The organism is Scytonema sp. NUACC21, from assembly GCF_054684315.1.
This window is the reverse complement of record NZ_BAAFZH010000051.1, coordinates 35851-55940: the sequence shown is the minus strand read 5'-3', so window position 1 is coordinate 55940 and position 20090 is coordinate 35851. Positions and strand designations below refer to the sequence as shown.

16 protein-coding genes and 3 pseudogenes are annotated in these 20090 nt (G+C 44.2%); 9 read left to right on the top strand and 10 right to left on the bottom strand.

The window, feature by feature from the left end; translation table 11 throughout:
- Positions 1-254 precede the first annotated feature (254 nt).
- Complete coding sequence (locus ACYRY3_RS06955) at positions 255-1295, top strand: adenosine deaminase (RefSeq protein ID WP_460200972.1); 1041 nt, start codon at positions 255-257, stop codon at positions 1293-1295.
- 84 nt (positions 1296-1379) lie between these two features.
- On the opposite strand, the gene ACYRY3_RS06950 is transcribed toward ACYRY3_RS06955, so the two are convergent.
- From ACYRY3_RS06950 to ACYRY3_RS06925, 6 genes and pseudogenes are all read right to left on the bottom strand, one after another.
- Entirely contained in the window at positions 1380-1724 is a 345-nt protein-coding gene (locus ACYRY3_RS06950) for a rhodanese-like domain-containing protein (RefSeq protein WP_460200971.1), read from the bottom strand.
- Positions 1725-2093: 369 nt separating this feature from the next.
- Positions 2094-2315, bottom strand: a pseudogene (gene avd, locus ACYRY3_RS06945) (diversity-generating retroelement protein Avd); the annotation flags it as partial.
- Positions 2316-2406: 91 nt separating this feature from the next.
- Entirely contained in the window at positions 2407-5166 is a 2760-nt protein-coding gene (locus ACYRY3_RS06940; RefSeq protein ID WP_460200969.1) for an SAV_2336 N-terminal domain-related protein, read from the bottom strand.
- A 14-nt stretch (positions 5167-5180) separates the two neighbouring features.
- On the bottom strand, positions 5181-5669 hold the full coding sequence (locus ACYRY3_RS06935; RefSeq protein ID WP_460200968.1) for a hypothetical protein: 489 nt from the start codon (positions 5667-5669) through the stop codon (positions 5181-5183).
- Between the two features lie 86 nt (positions 5670-5755).
- The gene (gene thyD / locus ACYRY3_RS06930) at positions 5756-6685 is read right to left on the bottom strand and encodes a thylakoid membrane protein ThyD (RefSeq protein WP_460200967.1); all 930 of its coding nucleotides are present in this window, start codon (positions 6683-6685) and stop codon (positions 5756-5758) included.
- Complete coding sequence (locus tag ACYRY3_RS06925; RefSeq protein ID WP_460200965.1) at positions 6686-6829, bottom strand: hypothetical protein; 144 nt, start codon at positions 6827-6829, stop codon at positions 6686-6688.
- 281 nt (positions 6830-7110) lie between these two features.
- On the opposite strand from ACYRY3_RS06925, the gene ACYRY3_RS06920 reads away from it, so the two are divergent.
- Positions 7111-7458 carry a hypothetical protein gene (locus tag ACYRY3_RS06920; RefSeq protein ID WP_460200964.1) on the top strand — a complete coding sequence of 116 codons (348 nt, stop codon included), beginning with the start codon at positions 7111-7113 and terminating at the stop codon, positions 7456-7458.
- A 123-nt stretch (positions 7459-7581) separates the two neighbouring features.
- Here the strand turns inward: ACYRY3_RS06920 and ACYRY3_RS06915 are convergent, their stop codons facing one another.
- From ACYRY3_RS06915 to ACYRY3_RS06905, 3 genes are all read right to left on the bottom strand, one after another.
- Positions 7582-8085 carry an FHA domain-containing protein gene (locus ACYRY3_RS06915; protein WP_460200963.1) on the bottom strand — a complete coding sequence of 168 codons (504 nt, stop codon included), beginning with the start codon at positions 8083-8085 and terminating at the stop codon, positions 7582-7584.
- A gap of 150 nt (positions 8086-8235) precedes the next feature.
- The gene (locus ACYRY3_RS06910) at positions 8236-10707 is read right to left on the bottom strand and encodes a heavy metal translocating P-type ATPase (protein ID WP_460200975.1); all 2472 of its coding nucleotides are present in this window, start codon (positions 10705-10707) and stop codon (positions 8236-8238) included.
- A gap of 428 nt (positions 10708-11135) precedes the next feature.
- Positions 11136-11357, bottom strand: a complete 222-nt coding sequence (locus tag ACYRY3_RS06905; RefSeq protein WP_460200961.1) for a zinc ribbon domain-containing protein — start codon at positions 11355-11357, stop codon at positions 11136-11138.
- 188 nt (positions 11358-11545) lie between these two features.
- Between ACYRY3_RS06905 and ACYRY3_RS06900 the strand changes: the two genes are divergently transcribed.
- From ACYRY3_RS06900 to ACYRY3_RS06875, 6 genes and pseudogenes are all read left to right on the top strand, one after another.
- Positions 11546-12550 carry an NAD-dependent epimerase gene (locus ACYRY3_RS06900; protein ID WP_460200974.1) on the top strand — a complete coding sequence of 335 codons (1005 nt, stop codon included), beginning with the start codon at positions 11546-11548 and terminating at the stop codon, positions 12548-12550.
- Positions 12551-12977: 427 nt separating this feature from the next.
- Complete coding sequence (locus tag ACYRY3_RS06895; protein WP_460200960.1) at positions 12978-14021, top strand: glycosyltransferase family 2 protein; 1044 nt, start codon at positions 12978-12980, stop codon at positions 14019-14021.
- A 174-nt stretch (positions 14022-14195) separates the two neighbouring features.
- Positions 14196-15230 carry a glycosyltransferase family 2 protein gene (locus ACYRY3_RS06890; protein ID WP_460200959.1) on the top strand — a complete coding sequence of 345 codons (1035 nt, stop codon included), beginning with the start codon at positions 14196-14198 and terminating at the stop codon, positions 15228-15230.
- Positions 15231-15245: 15 nt separating this feature from the next.
- The gene (locus ACYRY3_RS06885; RefSeq protein WP_460200957.1) at positions 15246-16193 is read left to right on the top strand and encodes a UDP-glucuronic acid decarboxylase family protein; all 948 of its coding nucleotides are present in this window, start codon (positions 15246-15248) and stop codon (positions 16191-16193) included.
- A gap of 39 nt (positions 16194-16232) precedes the next feature.
- A pseudogene (locus ACYRY3_RS06880) lies at positions 16233-16976 on the top strand (nucleotide sugar dehydrogenase); the annotation flags it as partial.
- A pseudogene (locus ACYRY3_RS06875) lies at positions 16960-17175 on the top strand (hydrogenase maturation protease); the annotation flags it as partial. The pseudogenes ACYRY3_RS06880 and ACYRY3_RS06875, both read left to right, overlap by 17 nt.
- Positions 17176-17449: 274 nt before the next feature.
- Here the strand turns inward: ACYRY3_RS06875 and ACYRY3_RS06870 are convergent.
- The gene (locus ACYRY3_RS06870) at positions 17450-17737 is read right to left on the bottom strand and encodes a DUF2887 domain-containing protein (RefSeq protein ID WP_460200955.1); all 288 of its coding nucleotides are present in this window, start codon (positions 17735-17737) and stop codon (positions 17450-17452) included.
- Positions 17738-18441: 704 nt separating this feature from the next.
- Between ACYRY3_RS06870 and ACYRY3_RS06865 the strand changes: the two genes are divergently transcribed.
- A complete protein-coding gene (locus tag ACYRY3_RS06865) occupies positions 18442-20082 on the top strand; it encodes a fasciclin domain-containing protein (protein ID WP_460200954.1) in 1641 nt (546 codons plus the stop codon).
- Positions 20083-20090: the final 8 nt, after the last annotated feature.

The window sequence follows — 20090 nt, the reverse complement described above, 5'->3', positions numbered from 1 at the left end:
GGTGGGTGTTGGACGATGTGGGAAGATGTTGGGTTTCGTGCCTCAACCCAACCTACGGAACGATCGCGTTTTCAAATGTTAGGTATTGTTACTCAATTTTGTTAAAGGATTTTAGAAAAAATTGTAAACAGTACAAGCAAGGTGTCTATCATCCGGAGCATATAAGAAAGTTTTATACAAAATCCGATGGAACTATCTTGTTTTTAAATTTGTTACTGTTAATAATAATTAAAATTTTTCGTAAAAAAATCACTATGGCTCTTTACGCTGAATTACACAGGCATTTGGGCGGTTCGGTTGTACCGCGTGTTTTGTGGCGTTACTTTGAGCGCCACTCATCTGAGTTAATTTCCCGATTTTCCGATTATTCTGAATTTGAGGAATTTTACACTCGACCCCGCAATACTTTGGATGAGTATCTGGAATTGCACACCTTGGTAGAAAGCGTGCAAACAGTGGAAACACTACCTTACTTTATTTATCGCCTGCTCCGGGGTGCTTATATTTTTGAAAATTTGGCTTATTTGGAACTGCGTTACACTCCCTACCTACGTACCCCAGACCATCTCAGTCAATCTGAGAGAATTGAGAAGATGGCAGAAATTGTAGAGGTGGTGGGCAAAGCAAGCAAACTGTTGGAATATCCAATTGTCACCAGCCAAATTCTCTGCATGCACACTCGCCTTCCCTTTGAAGTCAACAAGGCAATTGTAGATTTGGCAGTGCAAAATAGGGAGTATGTTTGTGGTATAGATGTAGCTGGTGGTGATAGCTACTATGCTGAGCGTATGGACGAATGGATTAGCCTGTACGATTATGCGCGATCGCAAAATCTCAACACCACAGGACACCTTTACGAAACCACAGCCGGTTGTTATCCCCAACTCTTACCCTATTTGATGCGGCTTGGGCATGGTATCCAAATTCCCTTGTTATACCCGGAGTTACTCAAAGATGTGGCAAGACGCGGTCAGTGTTTGGAAGTTTGCCCCACAACTTACCTGAAAACCGGTACCCTGCAAAACATCCGCCAACTCAAGCTCGTGTTTGACCGTTGTTTTGATGCGGGGGTAGACATCGCTATTTGTACTGATAATGCTGGATTGCACAATGTACGCTTACCTTTTGAGTATGAAAATCTCTTGACTTACGACATTATTAACTTTAAGCAACTACAAGCTTGTCAAGATGCTGCATTTCGTCACGCTTTTGCTTGGCCTCATCAACACCGTCCCGCTTCTTTGCTCAACGGGATACTAAATCATGAAGAATCTGCCAAAGCTTTAGCACTGTGAGTTGCTGAATGAGTTTTCGGGGAGTGACTGCCAGCTATCGGTAGAACACTGATAGCTGGCAGATAAAAGATTTAGATCTTTGTGTTAAATTCCTTCTACAGCTCCGCCTGCAGCCTTCCAAGCAGAAAGACCACCTACGAGTTCGACAACACGAGTAAACCCAGAATCTCGAAGTGCTTTTGCTGCATGAGCGGATTGCTCATCACTGTCACCGTAAATATAGATGTCGCGATTTTTCACCAGGGACGACGCTCTTTTTGTTAGTTCACTTAAGGGCATCGGGATTGCTCCAGTAATATGACCTTGGTTGTAAGTTGAGCGATCGCGCACATCAACAATGGTAAAACCTGGTTGCCCCCATTCAAGACGTGATTTCAGGTCGTGGGCATCAGACTGGGATACGAAGCCACCTAGCAGAGTGTTTTCCATACGCATTTCTCTATTCACAAGCGGCAGTCGCTACAACTGGTAAAAACCAGACGTCCTTTAGGTTCGCCAGTTGCAACAACGGGGTGAACCTCCACAACGCACTGACTTACCAACACGCTGCCTTATCAATTGCAATCTACCAAAAATCTTATTTTTCTCGGTTTTTTTTCACAATTTATCCAGATTTTTCTCCTGTTTTTAAGCACGGGTTTCCCTATTGGAACTTAAGTATACTAACCAGTAACAAATATTTACACCGACTTATTTATGGACATCTCGGACAAAGAATGTAGAGACTAAGCATGGCTGGTCTCTACAACGGTTTTAGATAACGCATAATTAATTTCCACTCCTATGTCTTGTGTAAAGAGTCTGATGACGTAAAACGTCTAGTCTTGTGTTCAACGATTGTAATATTGCCAACTTGTCGGAAGCGTACTTAGCCTCAATTAAATCATCTAGCAGATTGTACAATCCACTGATTATTCTGTCTCCTAACATAAATTTATGATCTCTTGGAAGACGGTTAAGGATTGGTACGTACCATTTAATCAAATCATAAGTTTTTTGTATAATTGGTAGTTCATCCATTTTCAAAAAAAAATTTTTCAGATCGCTTCGCTCGCTATAATGAGGGGAAAGGAATAAAAAAAGGGCAAGAGGGCAAGACTATAAAGTGGTACTATGTCCACGCAGTACACGCAACACGAAAACCAAGGTCGCTGAGCCTGCTGCCCGCATTGAGGCGGACACGATACGCTGAACGGCAGTCCTCAGGATCGTTGACCCACGAACCACCACGCAGCAATAAAGTATTATCATTATCAATTATTAACCAAACACTGCCATCAATGGGTGCTCCTTCATAATTATTATGCCAATGATCAGCACACCATTCCCATACATTTCCGTGCAGATCGTATAATCCAAAGGCATTAGCAACACCAAAGCTGCCTACTGATGTTGTTTCTCCTCGGAAAGTTCCCTTCACACCCTTATCATAAGCATACCTTGCATTATAATTTGCCAAATCAGATGTGATTGTTTTGCCAAAGTGAAAAGGGGTGGTAGTTGCCCCACGACAGGCGTACTCCCATTCAGCTTCGCTCGGGAGACGGTAGGGCTTGCCAGTGTATAGGGAAAGTCGCTCACAAAATTCAATTGTATCATGCCAAGAAACGCATTCAACAGGACGATTTTCACCTTTAAATCTAGATAGAGCGGGGTTAAGTTCCTGGTTGACTTGTGGAAGAGAGGCTACTGCTCTCCACTGTGCTTGAGTTACAGGATACTTGCCTATAAAGAAAGATTGAATTGTTACGCTATGTTGAGGACTTTCAGACCTAGAGCGCTCGGGCTCATCTTCCGGCGAACCCATCAAAAAGCTTCCGGAAGGAATGGCTACCATGTCTAGCTGCACTCCATTTCCTAAGTCTTCGATAAAGCACTGAGCTTGTTGACGATGACGACGAATGGTTAAATGACGACGAGCAGCCAATTGCTTGAGGACTTTTTGGAGATTTCTTTTGGTAACTTTTTCACCAAGCACTTCTGATAAAACTTCCCAGAGTTTGAGAGCAACATCTTTTAAATGAGGCACAGAGTATTTTGTTGACGCTGCAATTTGCTCATAAGTTTGATTAGCTAATGTTCCCTGTAAAATTAACTGTTCAATATCGTTGAGGTGTTTTTCTGTGTGTGTAAAAATTATCTCATCTGCAATTTCGAGAGGATTACCTGTAACGACTTGAGCAGATTCATTAACCTCTATAAGTGCGACTTCAAATTCAAAGGCAAAGGTTCTTATCGGTGGGAAGCCTTTAATCCGATCACCCTCTTTCTCTCGTTTGCGTGCTGCCACTTGCTCGCGGAGTTTTTGCGCTCGATTGGCATATTCCCCGCCCCAAGTCATGAGAACCGCCGCATCAACTTCGGCAAAATAGAGATCCCTGTCCGCAGGTGCATCTTGAATAGAACCCTCTGGGTTGGGAATAAGCGCCTGAAAATCTCGCAGGCTTCCAAGGTGATGCTCGATAAAATCTCCAATTTCCCGCCAAATCTCAGCCGTGCGTAGAACCGGGCTATTTGCCAGCAGCAATTCGCGAATTCCTGGTTTAAACTCATACCAAGTTTCTGGAACAGTTGCCTTTTCTGGTCCCAAGGCAGACCGTTGAAGCAGACCACTAAAAAAGACTTCTGCTAAATGCCAGTGTTGGCTCTCGGGCAAAAACTGTTGTTGTGCTAACCGCATTACTGGAGGGAAAAGGGGAACCGCAGCCAGAACCTTGGCAAGTTCCCGCGCTTCGGGACTGGCATCGCTCAGAAATCCGCGCAGTAAATCTTCGGGTTTCTCCTCCACTGATTCGGGTTCGTCAACCTCGGGAATTGCTGGTGCTTCCTGTCTGATTAAAATTCCCTGGATAGAATTACCTCCACTCCCCCCAAGGAAATTTGCCCAAGTCGTAAAATGATTGAGGGATAAGTTAAAAATTGGGAACCGATAGAGGGGAGACTTGGTATGGAGCCTAGCTCCCACTTTCAACATTGAGTTCGCGCACCCTGGCTGGGGAGCAACTAAGGGGCGTAAAATCGCCTGTTGCAAAGCAGTTCGCCGCCATAAACTCTGGGGAAAAACATGGGCAATAGCAACGGGATGCTGCTCCCCCAGAATCGCCAGTGCCTCAAATGCCTTTCCTGAATGCCAAGCCTTCCCCAGGGTATCTGTCAAGGCGATAAAGAGTCGATTCCGCCCCGGTGCAATGAGACTGCGAACCTCCCGTTGAATACGCTCTGGTCCTGAAAACAACCGTGGCTCAGTGTTTCCCGTCTCAAACTGCCAAACTCGCACATCTCGAAAAAATCCTTGCCAGCGAAAGAGTGTTGCTACCCCCTCTGCTAAATCTCCCCAAAAAGCCATTGAAGGTGAGCGATCGATCAGTAAATGTACCTCAAACCATCGTTCTAAGGGAGGGCAAAATGCCATCATCACCAATCCATTTGCCTCAGCTGTCTGCTCGACTGTGGCATCAATATCCAAGTCACTCGCCAAGTTACCTGGAACTTTCTTGGCTAAGGGCAAAAGCGTCTTACCGATCGCTGCTGGTTTGGGTAGGGGAAATGGGTCAGGAACACGAATTGGTGAAGCGCGATCGCGCTTAGGTGACTCTGTTTTTTTAGAGGAAGCAGGGGGAGACTCAGAGTTTTTGGCATAAGCGGCAATAGGTGTGCGTGGTGTCTCTTCAGCCGAGGGGGGAGTAGTCTTGGCACTATCTTCCAAGAGTTTTTCAGTAGATGACCCCCCATCAAGAGGAGGCAAATCTTCCGGTCGTTCAACGCCTTTAGGGGATAAAGGGGCAATGATGCGATGCAAGTGAGCCGCACACCAAATTAGTTCAGCAACCTTTGTTTCATCTACCCACCATTCATCTTTCTCTCCAGCCATTTCCCCTTTCTACCTCACAGCGGTTTAAAGATAGTATCCAACAAAAATTGACGATCCTCTTGGGTGAGGTTGTCACCTTGCACTAAGAGATAGACGGCATTTAACAATTGGTCGGTCGCTAATTTTGCATCCTTCTTCTGAATGCGAGCGAGAAAATTTTTAATTAATTCCCTAGCTGGCTCTTCCAGTTGTTTTAGATGCTCGGAATCAAACCGCTTTTCTAAAATTCTATAGAAGCCATCCTCCGTTTCAGGTTGTTTGAGAGATAGGCGCAAACATCGGCGCAGAAAAGCTGGTGGAAACTCTCGCGCTTCATTACTGGTCATAAATACCAAGGGAAACTCTTGACATTGCACAAACCCTTTTTCGATAGGAATTTTGTCATCACTATCATCCCGTTGACGGCGATAAGGAAGCACGTCTTGAGAATCTTTTTCTAGGCGAGCCAGTTCTGGTATTTCAAAAAATCCTTCCTCAAAAATATGCAACAGATCGTTGGGCATATCAATATACTAATGACCAAGGACTAATGACCAAGGACTAATGACCAAGAACTAATGACCAAGGACTAATGACAAATGACTAATAACTAAGGACTTTCTTTCAAAATTTGTGCCAGAGCAGGTTCCAAATTAGGATACTTGTAGGAAAAACCTGTAGACTGAGTGCGTTTGGGGAGGACTTGCTGACCTTCCAGGACAACTATTGAGCCTTCTCCTAAAAGGGCTTCAATTGCAAAAGAAGGGACGGGTAACCAAGAGGGGCGATTCATAATACGTCCCATAGTTGTGCTTAACTCTGCCATGCGGATGGGGTGAGGGGCAGTAGCATTATAAACCCCTTGCATCTCAGCTTGAGTGAGAGCTTGCAAAATCAGGTTAATAAGGTCATCTATATGAATCCAGGAAAACCATTGCTGACCATTACCGATAGGACCGCCAGCAAAGAGTTTGAATGGAGTAATCATTTTACCCAAAGCACCGCCCGTACCTAAAACAATACCCAAGCGCAAAATAACCAATCGCACACCAGCCTCTGTGACTTTTTTTGCTTCTGCTTCCCAAGCTTGACAAACTTGAGCAAGAAAATCACTTCCAGGGGAGCTATTTTCATCAAAGGTAGCAGTTTCACTAGTTCCGTAGTAACCAATTGCCGAGGCATTAACTAGTACACTTGGTTTAGGATTAGCACTAGCTACTGCTTCGACGATTTTTTGCGTAACAAGCTTACGGCTTTCTAAAATTTCCTGTTTGCGTTGTGGCGTCCAGCGTCCTTCACCAATTGGTTCACCTGCAAGATTGACAATAGCATTACAACCAGCAATGGCACTTTGCCAAGAACCAGATACTGTTGGTGTATAGGCAATAATTTTTACATTTGGAAAAGCCGTAGGTGGAAAAATCTTTTGGGCAAAGGAAGTGTTACGAGTTAATACAACTACTTCCATACCCTCTTTCTGGAGCCGTTGTACCAAACGACCCCCCACAAATCCCGTTGCTCCAGCGATCGCTACTTTCATCTAAAAACCTCCGAGAGCTGGGAAAGCGTGTGTCTTTGAACCACGGTGGAACTGCGACACGAGGGATTTTAACGAGCCAGTGCGTTGCGCGGGTTCTCCACGTTGAAGCAACTGGCGTCGCTGTGCAAATATCCTAGAATGCATAGCTGTATCCGTCCTTTTTGTGGATATGTTGACAATATTTGTAGGAAATGCGCTGCACCAATCTGTTTTTAGTTGAGATGTCAAAGCTCTTATTTTACAAGAAAACCGACTGAAAGCCCCGTAAATTGATGTTGGGGGACGCCAGTTGCCTAAATTGGGCTAACCCTCCTTCTCCTTGCAGTGGTTTTTTCAAAACTTAGTTGTTTAATCATGTAATAACTTAGCTGTTGGGCGGTTGGATATTATAGGATGGACGGAGTGTTGCAAGGCTTGGGTCTATTATGGCTCGCTATACCTGTTCTTTTGTTCTTTCTGTTGCTATTAACCATCTTCAGCCATTGATGGTAGAACTTCTTCAGGACTGTCATTTGGATGTACAATATTATACAGCCGATTACATAATGGCACGTGAAATTCCCGGTACCGTACCCTTTTCCAAGTTAGTGACAGTGGAAGCACTAATTGATAAAAGTTCCGCCACTGAAACAGAAACGCGGATGAGTATTGTGATTAAAAACGAGGAACTGCCTCTTCAGCTTGATAATCACTGCCGACAAATGTTTGAGTTTGTTAAACAGGAAATTGAACATAGTCGTCATTGGCATCTGATAGAGAGTCTTGCAGGCTAGGTTATTAGCGGCTTGTAAAAAAAGGCTTCTGCTTGGGCTAGCAAAGACAAAAAGCTAGCTTAAAGCAAAATGCCTAAAAAGATACAAGCTGATTGTGGAAACGTTACAGGGTCTGCTCTGGTTTTAGTCTTCCATATCCTCGGTCATTCCGGGGTTAATCAGCGTAATATCATACTCGCTAGCATCCGTCTGCCCTGTGGAGCGCATACTATCCTTGAGTAAATAATAAATGGCACGAACCTGGGGACCAAAAACCACCTCATCCTCATTCTTGAGGTCATGAGCTGGTATTTTTCGACCGTTGATCATCAAACCATTGGAACTAGCTTTGCCTTTAGCATCACCATCGACAATTCGGTAATAAAAGGTAAATTTTTTATCATCACGCGGTAGCCTAACCAGTGTGGCGTGGCGGCGCGAGACAAATTGTGAAACAAGGCGGATATCACATTCGCGGTCTCTACCAATAGAATAAACGGGACGGTCTAGTGTAAACTCTTTACGTCCTTGGTCGTCCTCTATTATGAGTAGATGACTTTCATTAGTTTCTGCTGCCATTGACAAATCGTTGTTAAAATCGGATGAGCTGCTGTCAATAAAAATTTGTTGAGTATCTTTCCCCGTCATTACTCTATAGTAATCTTTTGATACCCACCTACACTGTTATATTGTATTTTTAAGTGAAAGAGTAGAACGAAAGATTTCGCTCTACTCTTTATATCTACTGCAGTTTAAAGAAGTTAACTCAAGAACTTTTGTTGGCCTGAGAGCAGAATCTCACAAATGATGAGTAAAACGTTTTAGTAACAGAGAATTGGTTACAACGCTCACTGAACTAAAAGCCATTAATGCAGCAGCACCAGAAGGGCTGAGAACAAAACCTAAACTAGGCAGTAGAACACCAGCAGCAAGGGGAATGCCAAGGGTGTTGTACGCGAAAGCCCAGAATAAATTCTCACCAATTTTCCTAAAGGTAGCACGGCTGAGTTGAATGGATTCTACAACATCAATTAAGCGATCGCGCATTAAGACAATTTCCGCTGTTTCCATTGCCACATCAGTTCCTGAGTGTAAGGCGATTCCCACGTCTGCTTGAGACAAAGCGGGGGCGTCATTAATCCCGTCACCGACCATTCCAATAAAAGAGTGGGGAGTGGGGGAAGAATTTCTCCCAGTTGTGTTGGACTCTTGTAACTCTTTGATGGCAGTGGCTTTCTTGGCAGGAGGAACACCAGCGATAACATCAGCACTTTCCAGTCCTAATTCTTTGGCTACAGCAGTTGCAGCTTGTGGTGTATCGCCGCTCAACATCATGACTCGCATACCCATTTGACGCAACTTGTCTACTGTTGCTTTAGCATCTGGTCTTAAGGTGTCACGAACACCAATCAATCCAGCGATTGTCCCTTCAACTGCTACAAAAACTACTGTTTTACCATCTGTTGCGAGTGCTTGAACTTGTTTTGTGACAGTTTCATCTATATGAATGCCGTGCCACTCCAGCCAGTCGCTATTCCCTAAAAGTACTAAGAAGCCTTCTACAACAGCAGATACCCCAAGCCCTGGTTCTGTACGAAAATCTACAGCATTGGGAATTGGTAATTCTTGCCGTTGTGCTTCTTGCACAATTGCTGTTGCTAGTGGATGAATTGTCCCAGTTTCTACTGCTGCTGCTAGCTGAAGAAGGGAGGGAGTTAGGTTGTCGCTTTGTTGCTTAATCGGCTCATTTTCTCCTAAAGGTAAACAATCCGTAACAATGGGACGACCTGTGGTCAGGGTACCTGTTTTATCAAAAACGATGGTGCTAAGACGGTGTACTTTTTCCAAAACGTCGCCGCCTTTGATGAAAAGACCCCTCTCTGCGCCGAGTGTCGTACCAACTAAAAGCGCTGTAGGTGTAGCAAGCCCCAACGCACAGGGACAAGCAACTACCATGACGGCGATCGCGAGTTTCAGGCTGATGAGGAGGGGGGAGGGAGCGAGGGTATGAGAAACTGAGGCAGAGGGAGAATGGTGAGCTGTTTGCATGGCGTGGGACATGAGGGTGCCATGCCAAATGTGAGTGCCGAAAAAGTACCAGAAGACAAATGTAAGTAAAGCGGCTAGCAGCACACCGTAGGTAAAATATGCAGCTACTGTGTCTGCCAATCGTTGTACGGGTGCTTTGCGAGTTTGTGCTGCTTCTACTAGGGCAACAATTTGAGCTAGAGTTGTATCGCTGCCAGTGCGGGTGGCTTGGATTGCGATCGCACCTGATAGATTGATTGTCCCTGCTGTGACTGAATCTCCTGGTTGCTTGATTGCGGGTACCGCTTCCCCAGTCAGCATTGACTCATCAACGGTTGTTTGTCCATCTACTATTTCCCCATCCACGGGAATTTTCTCTCCAGGGAGGACTTGCAACCATTCACCAACACGCACCACTTCTGCGGGGATCTCGACAACACCGCCATTGGGAGAAACAGCCGGAGTAGCACCAGCCGCCTTTGGTTTAGCAATCAATCGCGCTACCTGGGGCTGGAGAGCCAGCAATTGTTTGAATGCGGCTGCAGCACGACCTCTGGCTCGTTTTTCCAGCGTCCGCCCCAACAAGATAAAGCCCAGCATCATGACTGGTTCATCAAAAAAACAGTCCCAACCGAGTTGGGGAAACAGTAAGGCAATTAAGCTCGCTATGTACGCCGTAAGGGTTCCCAATCCTACAAGGGTGTTCATGTTGGGTGCTTTGTGCCGTATTCCCAACCAGCCATCCACTAAAACCGGGCAACCTGGGATGAGTATGGCTACCGTCGCCAATCCACAATGAAACCAGATGTTATGCAAAATGGACGGTATGGGTGCTCCTAAACTGCCAGCATGACCGATGACTGACAGCACAAGCAGTAATGCGGCGATTGCCAATTGCCGACCTGCGGACTGCATTTCCTGACGCTGTCGTTCTTCTGGATTTGGCGTTTCTTGTGTCTCGCCTGCCCCTTTCCCCCCTAGTTTCCGGGGTTGAGTCGGGAATCCTGCCGCTGTCAATTGCTTTGCCACGGCATCTGGGTCTGTCACACCAATTTCTAATTCTACGACTGCAACCTCTGTTGCCAGGTTCACACAAGCGTTTTTCACTCCTGGGTGTTGATTCAGCTGGCGTTCCACTGCTTTGACACAGCCAGCACACTTCATGCCTCCGACATCCAAAGTAATTTTCTCTAGCGTCGGAACGGGTTCTAAGGGAAGGTTTGTTTTCGAGACAAATTGCATGGAAATTTTTTGATTTGCTACGAAATAATAACGCCGCATTTCAGCGTCTCTTATTTGAGCGTAGGCGAATTCCGAAGCATTGACAGATTGTCCTATTTGTTAAGTTTTGTTAAGTTACTCCATCGCCAGTAGGTTACGTAGATTAATGCAAGTAGCTGTAGGGGAATAAGAATAGTTTCTCCTTTCAAAAAAGGGTGTACGTCTACATGGGACACAGTAGTAGAATATACTAGTGCGACTAGACCAAGGGTGACTGAGGCGATATTTTTACCTTTGATAGCTAGCATATGAGAAAAAATTCTTTATTTGTAAAAATAAGAAACGAATAGAGAAAAATTTCTACTCGCTCAAAATATCCCGATCCAGTGGGATCGCTAAGATTGACACTCCCCACCTTAGGAGTACCTTGAAGGTGGGGATTCTACACTCTACGTCGCTACTTGCTCAACCAGGCTTGCGCCAAGCAGAGTAGAGGTTGCGACTCCTGTAGCGTTACTTTGGGACTGCCCATCCCTAGCTTGACGTGCAAGATTCAAAATATTTATTGCTGCGTTAGTGTCTCTTTGCAACTCGCATCCACAACTACATTTATGAGTGCGAGTTGAAAGAGATTTTTTGCTGAAAAGCTTATTATTACGTAGGGTGGGCACCGCCCACCACCCCTTTATTGAGAAGGTGCAAGATGTCAGTTAACCATTAATAAATTCAGGAGGCGGTACGTTGGCTTTTTTCCCAAAGCTTACAGCAACTGCCATGACCAAGTTTTTATTTATCAACCTATTTTTCATCCTTTATCCTTCATCCTTTTTTGGTCATTCAATTTTGAGGAATATTAATGATGAAAGTACTTGTTACTGGAGTTGCTGGATTTATTGGCTATCACTTAGCACAGCGTCTTCTTCAAGAAGGGATGGAGGTTATTGGCATCGACAATTTGAATAATTACTATGATGTCAAGCTAAAAACATCTCGGTTAGAACGGCTAGTTCCTCAGCCAGGGTTTAAGTTTCAGTTTTTGGACTTGAGCGATCGCATTGGGGTTACCCAACTTTTCCAAACCCGCTCCTTCGATTACATAGTTCATCTTGCCGCTCAAGCAGGTGTACGCTATTCCCTCGAAAACCCCCTAGCTTATGTAGACAGTAACATCACAGGCTTTATTAATCTTCTGGAAGGATGTCGCCACAGTCAAATTCAGCATCTAGTTTTTGCCTCTTCCAGTTCTGTGTATGGTGCAAATACCAAAGTTCCTTTTGCCGTTAGCGATAGCGTCGATCGCCCTGTCTCTCTCTACGCTGCTACCAAGAAAGCTAACGAACTGATGGCGCACACTTACAGCCATCTTTATCAGATCCCCACGACGGGATTGCGCTTTTTCACAGTCTACGGCCCTTGGGGACGACCAGACATGGCATATTTCAAGTTTGTGCAAGCGATCGACCAAGGTAAACCCATTGATGTCTACAACTTTGGCACAATGCAACGTGACTTCACTTACATTGATGATATCATTGAGGGAGTCTTTCGAGTGATGCAAAAACCTCCCGAAACCCCTACTGTCGAAGATAGTCAAGCACTTTATAGGCTCTACAACATTGGTAACAATCAACCAGTGGAATTGATGACCTTTATTAAGGTAATTGAAAAGACTTTGGGTAAGGAAGCCAAGAAAAACTTCTTACCCATGCAACCAGGAGATGTTCTCACAACCTACGCTGACGTGGACGACTTAATCCGTGATGTAGGATTTAAGCCAACGACTTCAATTGAAGAAGGTATCAATCGTTTTGTAGAATGGTACCGAGAGTATACAGTATCAAGCCAACTAATTAGTGTTTATTAGCTTGTCATTGGTCATTGGTTATTAGTCATTTGTCCTACACAATGTAAATCCATTAACACCCTTACTAATGACAAATGACAAAGGACGACCCTTACTAGTTAGGTTTTTTCTTACCGACCTACTTAGGATTGCTTTGGAGCTAAGGGACTTCCAGATAAAAAAATATCCAACTTTCTCTTGTGGTGCGGGATTGACGCCCGTCACTGGGATAGAACGGGCGAGGACGCCCGTCCCACATTCAAAGGATAATTTATTTCTTGGACATCCCTAAGCGGATATCCAGAGGGATAATTCTCGTACCTAGAGGGAATGCTATCAACAGAAGATGAGATTGTAGCCAGCAGGTAGTATTTCCATTGCTATACGGGAGATTACCTTATTAACAATACAACCTGAGAACGTGACTGAAACGAAGTCGGTCTTAAAGATGAAAAAAGTTTCTGTAATTATTCCAGTATACGCAGCAGAGAAATATATAGCTGCTACACTGCAATCTGTGTTGGAACAAACTTATAAAAATTTTGAAGTTCTTATTATTGATGATGGTTCCCCAGATCGGAGTATAGAAATTTGCCAGCAGTTCACAGATTCCAGAATTAAAATTATCCGACAGGAAAATCGTGGATTAGCTGGAGCCAGAAATACTGGTATTCGTCAAGCAGAGGGAGAATATCTGGCTTTGATTGATGCTGATGATTTGTGGTTACCAGAAAAGCTAGAAAAACATATCGCTCATCTGGAAAAATCACCAGCAGTAGGAGTAAGTTTTAGCCTCTCAGCTTTTATTGATGAGGCTGGGCAACCTTTAGGAACTTATCATATGCCAAAACTCAGTGGAATCACCCCACCTTATTTACTTTGCCACGATCCAGTTGGAAATGGTTCTGCTGGGGTATATCGACGAGAGGTGTTTGAAGGCATTAAATTTCAGGACAATCTTCATGGTTTTGTGGAGGATTTCTATTTTGAAGAACGCTTCCGTATGTCACAGGACATGGAACTTCTGTTACGTATAGCCCTTCAGACTCCTTGGCAAATTGAAGGGATTCCAGAAGCTTTGACGCTCTACCGAGTGACTGGGGGAACACTTTCATCTAATTGGTCTAAGAAAGTAGAGGCTTGGGAAAAAGTCATTGAACGGGTACGCTCCTACGCTCCCGAACTTATTGCCCAACGAGCAAACCAATCTAGAGCTTATCAGTTTCGGTATTTGGCTCGCAGAGCAGTACGCCTGCAAGCGGAGGGAGCTATCGCCGTGCAATTAATCAATCGGGCTCTATTGACTCACTGGCGTATCCTCCTTGAAGAGCCGCGTCGTACACTAATGACCTGGATAGCCGCTTATTTGCTTTGGCTCTTACCCCAGTCTGCTTACACCAATATTGAGACTATTGTAGCAAAAATTACAGGCTTGATTCAAAGACGATACATTCTTGAAAGCGCCCCACAGGCGGCACGCCACCCGTTATGAATGGAACAAACACTTCCCTCCCTCACTCCCTCACTCACTCCCTCCCTCCCTCAAGACTATTTCTTAAAAGCCCATCCGATCTACAACCTAATGTAGAGACGTGCCATGACGCGTCTCTGAATACCTGACATTCTCACCCATATCGTTCTACTATAGGAAAAGGTGCTTGTTAAAATGAAAACAGTCTCTGTTATCATACCAGTCTACAAAGCAGAAAAATATATTGCTGCGACAGTACAATCTGCTCTTGACCAAACTTACAAAAATATTGAAATTTTGATTATTGACGATGGTTCCCCTGACCGAAGTATAGAAATTTGCCAGCAATTTACAGACCCTAGAATTCGGATTATTCGTCAAAAGAATCGGGGATTACCTGGAGCCAGGAACACTGGTATCCGCCATGCCAAAGGCGATTATTTGACCCTTCTGGATGCAGACGATCTTTGGTTGCCAGAAAAACTAGAAAAACACCTTCAGCACTTGGAAAATTCACCTGGGGTAGGAGTTAGCTTTAGCCGCTCTGCTTTTATCGATGACGATGGAAAACCTTTAGGTATTTATCAAATGCCTCAGATTTCGGGAATTACTCCAGCAATCGTCCTTTGCCGAAATCCAATTAGCAACGGTTCGGCAGCTGTGATTCGCAGGGAAGTTTTTGAAGCAATTAAATTCCAAGACAACCTTTACGGTATTGTTGAGGATTTTTACTTTGATGAGCGATCGCGCCATACCAATGCTGACTCAACAGATGTTGAATGTTGGTTTCGCATGTCTGTGAAGAGCGACCTGAAAATAGAGGGTATTCCTGAAGCCCTGACCTTATATCGAGTAAATTCAGGCGGGCTATCAGCAAACTTGCTCAAGCAGTTAGATTCTTGGGAATTGATGCTGAGTAGGGCACGCTTATACGCTCCGGAAATAGTTAATCAATGGGCAACACTAGCTAGAGCTTATCAGTTGAGGTATTTAGCCCGCAGGGCAGTCACCTTGCAAGATAGTGCAATGGCTGTACAACTAGTTAATCGGGCTTTAGCAACCAACTGGCGCATTCTTGTTAAAGAACCGCGCCGAACTCTTCTGACCTTAGGAGCTGCTTATTTCTTGTTGCTGCTACCCCAGTCTCTTTACAGCCAAATTGAGGCTCTGGCTTTAAAAACAACAGGAGCAACCCAGAGACGCCGCATTTTGCAAGACCAGTCTAGTTAATTATAAAAGGTGTTTATGAGAATATTAGTTACCGGTGGTGCTGGATTTATTGGTTCTCATCTCATCGACCGACTGATGGTAGAGGGACACGAAGTTATTTGCGTGGATAACTTCTATACAGGTCACAAAGAAAACATCCTGAAGTGGATGGAGCATCCATACTTTGAACTCATTCGTCATGATATTACTGAACCCATTCGATTAGAAGTCGATCAAATTTATCACCTTGCTTGTCCCGCTTCTCCGGTACACTACCAGTACAACCCAGTCAAAACCGTTAAAACTAACGTGATGGGGACGCTGAATATGTTAGGGCTGGCTAAGCGTGTAAAAGCTCGATTCCTTCTAGCTTCAACATCGGAAGTCTACGGCGACCCAGAAGTTCACCCCCAATCAGAGGAATACTGGGGTAACGTCAATTCTATTGGAATTCGCTCGTGTTACGACGAAGGGAAACGGATCGCTGAAACTCTCGCTTTTGACTATCACCGACAAAACGATGTGGCAATTCGGGTTGCTCGAATCTTCAATACCTATGGTCCGAGAATGCTAGAAAACGATGGTCGAGTGGTTAGTAATTTTGTCACTCAAGCATTGCGTGACATCCCTTTGACCGTGTATGGTGATGGTTCCCAGACCCGCAGTTTCTGCTATGTTTCAGATTTAGTGGAAGGGCTAATGCGGTTGATGAACAGCGATCGCGTTGGTCCTGTTAATTTAGGAAATCCTGAAGAATACACTATTCTACAACTGGCTACTACTGTTCAAAAGTTAGTGAATCCCAAGGCGGAGATTAATTTTAAATCACTGCCTCAAGACGATCCGCGCCGCCGTCGCCCTGATATTACAAGAGCAAGAACTTATCTCAACTGGGAACCTAAGGTTCCCTTGAAAGAAGGGTTAAAACTAACAGTAGAAAATTTCCGGACTCGCATAGCAAAAGAAGCAAGTGTCTGCTGTTAGTTAATTAGTGAAGTAAAAATTCTAGAGGATAAAAATAATATGCGCGTTTGTGTCATTGGTACTGGTTACGTTGGCTTGGTAACGGGTGCTTGTTTAGCACATATTGGGCATCAAGTTATCTGCGTGGATAACAATGAAGAAAAAGTGAAGTTAATGAAAGCTGGTCAAGCTCCAATTTTCGAGCCCGGTCTTTCAGAAATTATGCAATCAGCGATTCAGTCTGGGAACATTGAGTTCACTACGGATATGGGCTTAGGAGTGACTCACGGGGAAATTCTGTTCATTGCGGTAGGGACACCTCCTTTACCCACAGGTGAAAGCGATACTCGTTATGTGGAAGCTGTTGCTCGCGGCATTGGTACACATTTGAACGGAGGCTATAAGGTTATTGTCAATAAATCTACGGTGCCTATTGGCTCCGGTGACTGGGTGCGGATGATTGTTCTGGATGGCATTGCAGAACGTCAAAAAGTACTGGTTACAGCGGGTGGTACTGGCAGTTCTCAGGCGGTTTTAGAGAAGTTACCTGCCTTTGATGTGGTGAGCAATCCCGAGTTCTTGCGCGAGGGGTCAGCAGTGTATGATACTTTTAATCCCGATCGAATTGTACTTGGTGGCAATAACCCGAAAGCGATCGCCATGATGAAAGAACTTTATGCCCCCATTGTGGAACGAAAGTTCGCTGCTGACCCATCTTTACCCTCAGTGCCTGTAGTTGTGACTGACATCAGTTCCGCTGAGATGATCAAATACGCTGCTAATGCATTTACCAGAAGCCAGCTATAACTTACACGCTTTTCGCTGGGATAATGCACTTGCAGCAGGTAGAAAAATTTTTAAAGAAGACTTTCCTGAAGAAGTGACAGTCTATTTAATAGAAGCAGAAAATTTAGATTTTGGTTTTGAGTTGAGTTCTGCTGTCAAATATTCTGCTGACCTAGTTTTTGAAGAAGTCATGGTAATTATCCATCAGAACGTTTAAAGGGTTCATGAACTATAAACAACGGGCTTTTGACCTGTCCTCTCAACTGGGCGGGCAAAAATGCCCACCTCACAAGACGAACAGTTGTGCATTAGTTCTAATAAAATTGGCTGCTTTTGGCATCACCATGTCAGTAGTCAAATTGTGCGCTGACTTTTACGAATTATTTTTAGCAGCTTGCTGGACAGCTTCTAAATCCACATTAAGTTCTTGAGCAATTTGCTCTACGCTCATCCCTGTTTTTAGTAACAGGGGTACAGTGACTTTCAGCATTTCAGCTTTCTGTTCTTCCCGACATAAATGCTTTCGCTTCCTGATAAATCCTACTTTGCTCTAAATTCAGTCCTAGCATAGTTTCCACTTCCTCTCTACTCAAAGACGAAAACTTGTAAACGGCAATGGTAGTTATGATATCTATTATTTCGTCTTTTGCCAGTGTACCTGTTTCTTCAAATTGTACCCGCTCAATCAATAAACGAGCTTGCTCCGCCATCGCTTCATCCGATGCGATTGTCAACTGCATCAAGTTGATGCCGATAGGTTGCTGGTTCGGTTCACCCAACTCGTCTAGTAAGGGGAGGGTGTTCGTTAGGGCAGGGGAGGTTAATTGTAGCCATATTTACACTAAGAATTAATATTTACTGATGCCAGGGAAAGATGTTCTTAGGAAAAAAGATAGTTACTTTGTAACTATCTTTTTTCCCAAAATTATTTATGTGTTTTAGCTGTCAGGATATTTCGGACGTTTCTCCTCAATACGTCGAGTTTATTGAAGAGTACTCTAAATTTTTACAGATTTCCATACAAATTTCACAGCTTAATGTAGCAATTATAACTTTAAAAGGATCGAATACCCAAGCCCTGATTTTGTTCACGCAAGCTGTAGAGATGCACCTAGATGCTACAAACGTATATGTGAGGCTTGTCGCATTGTATGAGCAGCTGGTTCAAAAATACTGGAACAGTACTCACGGGTAATTTATATAACTTAGTAAACCAAAATAGCTGGAACAGTACGCGATATAGCACCTATTCAAAGGATGAATTTCTAGTCGCCGGAAGAGAGATTTTTGGGAATCAGTCAGGTGATGAAATAAATATCACTTGTAACTAACTAATCCTTGCTTAAGATAGATGCTTTGTAGCTTCTGAAACAGCTATATCAAGCTAAGTAAAGAATTTGTCACAGTAATTCTCTTTTTTGAGAAGAACAAGCATATTGGTGCATTTTTTACCGTTATCGTTGTAAAGTGGCTCTATAAAATTATGTATAGTAGATTTCGTTGGATAACAGTAAGTACAGTAGCGATCGCGCTGGGAGCAACAGCTGCCACAGTCAGCCCCAAGTTGATTTCAGCTCCAGTTTCAGCTCAAGTTACTGCTCCAACTACAGCTCAATCTCAGGGAACTAGCTTTCCAGATGTTGGCTCGAATTACTGGGCACAGCCGTTTATTCAAGCCCTAGCTGCAAGAAATGTAATTGTTGGCTTTCCTGACGGTACCTACAGACCAGACCAAGCAGTGACTCGTGCTGAATTCGCAGCAATGATTCAAAAAGCTTTTAACCAGAATCAAGTCCGACAGTTAAGCCCTGGTGGATTTAGGGATGTTCCTTCTAGCTACTGGGCAGCTTCTGCAATTCAGGAAGCTTATGAAACTGGATTTATGTCAGGTTACCCAAATAACCGATTTTTACCCAATGAGCGAATTCCTAAGGTACAGGCAATTGTTTCTTTAGCAAGCGGTCTGGGTTTGACTGCTAGCGGTAATACTACCGAGATTCTGACAACCTACTATACAGATGCCAGTGCTATTCCAGGTTATGCCGTAAATACTGTGGCAGGTGCAACACAAGCCAATCTTGTAGTTAACTATCCCAATGTCAATGTGCTCAATCCCCTTGTGCCTTTAACTCGTGCGGAAGCGGCAGCACATTTATATCAGGCTTTAGTGAGGCTGGGACAACTGCAACCCCTTCCTGGCAATGTGGCCGCAGCTGGTTATATTGTAGGTAGAAGCGCTACTGATACTCAAACCAATCAAGATATTGTGTCCATTGCTGGGTCTAGTGGTTCTTTTACAACCCTGACCTCTTTATTGCAGGCAGCAGGTTTAACAAGCGCCTTACAACAACAAGGTCCTTTCACTGTTTTTGCTCCAACAGATGAGGCATTTGCTGCTGTGCCTCAAGCAACTTTACAACGGTTGCAACAGCCGGAAAACAGAGAAACACTGATTAGGATTCTGAGATATCATGTGGTTCCCAGTCAGATTACGACTAATGACCTTAGGGCTGGAACTATACAAACTGCTGAGGGTCAATCTTTAAACGTCAAGGTTAATACCAGTACCAATCAAGTTTCCGTTAACAATGCGACCGTAATTCAGTCAGGTATCAAAGCAAGCAACGGTGTTATTTATCCTATTAACCAAGTTCTCTTGCCCCCCAATATCAGTCTAAATCAAAAGCCGCAAAATGATGGTGATGGTATTACCCCAGGAAGAGCAACTCGTGGTGTCTCTAGTTACATTGGGGTTGGTGGCAATATTGGTTTGGGTGGTGATTCAGCCCTTGCTGAAGGTAACTTTGCAGTTGTCAGCAAAATTGGGCTCACACGATTTCTATCAGTGCGACCTTCTGCTGTCATTGGAGACGATCCTGTCGTTCTCGTTCCCATCACCTTCGACCTTACCCAGCGACCGGCAGCTGGCGGATTTAGTATCGCTCCTTACATAGGTGCTGGTGTAGCCATTGAAGTGAGTGACGATGCGGACTTTGGTTTCCTCCTCTCTGGTGGTGTGGACGTGCCTTTAGGAACTCGATTTACATTAACCGGTTCTGTCAATGCAGCTTTTCTGGACGATACCGACGTAGGGCTTGTACTGGGCATTGGCTACAATTTCTAACTAAGTTA